The sequence below is a fragment of the Alkalibacterium sp. m-11 genome (genome assembly GCF_054658155.1).
In genome coordinates, this window is sequence record NZ_BAAGIR010000229.1 from 1 (window position 1) to 2,040 (window position 2,040).

Consider the following 2,040-nt stretch of genomic DNA (forward strand, 5'->3'; position numbering starts at 1 on the left):
GCGTCCGTCTTCCTTCAGATTCCGCCTCACGGCGGACACCCTTGACTTTCGCTAACAGTTCCTACTGCCAAGTCTGTAGTGGACTTTCACCACCAAGTTGTCGCCCATGCCGGGCGCACGAAAAAAAAAGAGTCAGAATCCTGACTCTTTTACACGACCTGATTTATTTTTCTGCTGACGCCATTTCTTTAATCGGCTGCAGCTTTTTTAAGGCAGGAAACTGCTGGCATTCCTGTATCTCATTGTATCTGTTCATATACTGACCTGTAGCAACTGATATCAGCTCCTCAAAGGCTGTCTGTGCAGATTCCATCGTTTCAGTATCGTACTGCTTCTTAGCTTCGTCTTCGATGTGCTTATAAGTAAGCGACGCGTATCTGGAAAAGACAGTCTCGTCCTGAGCAGTACTAAAGTCGAATATCAGCTGGTTCTTTGCAGTAGGACGCATTTCGAACATATCCTGCAGCAGTTCTTCAGAAATGCAGTTATGATTTTCGCACGTGCCGATGAGTAGAGCATCTGCTTTTGCGAGTCTGTAGAGAAACTGACTGGAATCAACAAGATGAATCAGTTTGATACGGTTCTGCTGATTAGTAATAGCCAACCATCTTTTCAGTTCTTCTACAGACCGTTCAGTATGTTCATTGCGGTAAAGAACCGTTAGAGACCCGAAGTCTGAACCAGAAAAATGTTTGATTATCTGATTTGTAAGGTCTTCATTGCCTATTACACAATAGTGATGATCTCCAGAAGGTTCAAGCATAGAGCGGATCGAACGCACGGCTCGGGGAACGTTCCCTTGAAGCAATGGTCTGATCGATTCCTTTTCACATAAATCAAGAGAAAAGTCGACAGCGTTCTTAAACAGCATCTGCAGGACAGGTCCGGCAGTCTTCTCTTCAACTGCATCCATGAGCGCCTGATCGATGATATCTACCGGTTCATAGGAATGCTGTTCAGCCGTCTCAACATTGCTGGATAAATTCAGGAGATGCCTGACCACATCTTCATTGAACTTGCTGTAGGTTTCGAGAATCACTTCTTCAAGCATTTTATCTGTATACTGTGACAGATAGCGTAGAAGATCGCCGTGTTTGAAATCTTTCTCATCTACATACAGATAGTATTCATTCCTGTTTTCAGTAACAAGCAGTACAACTTCACTTACTCCATCGAATGCATGTATATCGTGTAGATGTTCTCTTCTGGATGCACGGGTCAGACTGTACTTGTGAATATCGTCAGAAGAGACGGTATCTCTATTTACCCCATACATTAAAAGTTTCATTCTCTCTCATCCCCTACATACGTCAAAATCTCATCCCATATTTCCTTCCGACCTTCTCTAGTCATAGAGGAGAATGTGAACAGCTTGTCGCCGGGTTCTATTTCAAGTGTTTTTCTGATGATACTTGAATGCTTGTTGTATTTTGATTTTTTTATCTTATCCGCCTTAGTAGCGACAATAAGTACGGGAATATCATAGTATTTATATAAATCATACATCTGAATATCCAGATCAGTCGGTTCGTGTCTGAAGTCGACTAATAGGATTCCGAGTGCCAGTTCTTCTCTGGTAGCAAAATAATCAGTCATCATTCTGCCCCATTTGTTCTGTTCTGCATTAGATACTTTAGCGTATCCATATCCTGGTACATCAACGAAAAACAGTTCATTTTCTATATTAAAAAAGTTAAGTGTGCGGGTCTTCCCGGGTTTACCCGATGTTCTAGCTAGTTTTTTTCGGTTGACCATCGTATTGATGAAGGTCGATTTCCCCACGTTGGAGCGCCCCGCAAGGACTATTTCAGTTAAACCATCATCTGGATATTGAGAAGGAGATACGGCACTTATGGTGATGTCAGCATGTTGGATCTTATCACTATTCATTTTTTCTCCTCCAGTTACATAATAGTAATTACCAATTTTTTTGTTTTTTCGTGTTGTTTTAATGCAACTATCGTTGCTCTATCAATTAAAATACAAAAAGGCACCTCTTCCCCCCTTAATCTGATAAAATGAAGTTCACTAAAAACAAAC

Annotated in this window: 2 protein-coding genes; both read right to left on the reverse strand. The window is 41.5% G+C overall.

The genetic code is table 11. The features are described from left to right. Positions 1 to 163 precede the first annotated feature (163 nt). Positions 164 to 1,288, reverse strand: coding sequence for a Rossmann-fold NAD(P)-binding domain-containing protein (locus tag ACYQ2O_RS11960; RefSeq protein WP_459771308.1), 1,125 nt, complete (start codon positions 1,286 to 1,288; stop codon positions 164 to 166). Next, positions 1,285 to 1,890 (reverse strand): ribosome biogenesis GTP-binding protein YihA/YsxC, encoded by a 606-nt coding sequence (gene yihA / locus ACYQ2O_RS11965; RefSeq protein ID WP_091269044.1) that lies wholly within the window; start codon positions 1,888 to 1,890, stop codon positions 1,285 to 1,287. The genes ACYQ2O_RS11960 and yihA overlap by 4 nt, the downstream gene beginning before the upstream one ends. Positions 1,891 to 2,040 lie beyond the last annotated feature (150 nt).

What these genes read in the sequence shown, in the direction of transcription:
- yihA (WP_091269044.1), bottom strand. Translation starts at nt 1,890, where the DNA reads ATGAATAGTGATAAGATCCAACATGCTGACATCACCATAAGTGCCGTA.
- ACYQ2O_RS11960 (WP_459771308.1), bottom strand. Translation starts at nt 1,288, where the DNA reads ATGAAACTTTTAATGTATGGGGTAAATAGAGATACCGTCTCTTCTGAC.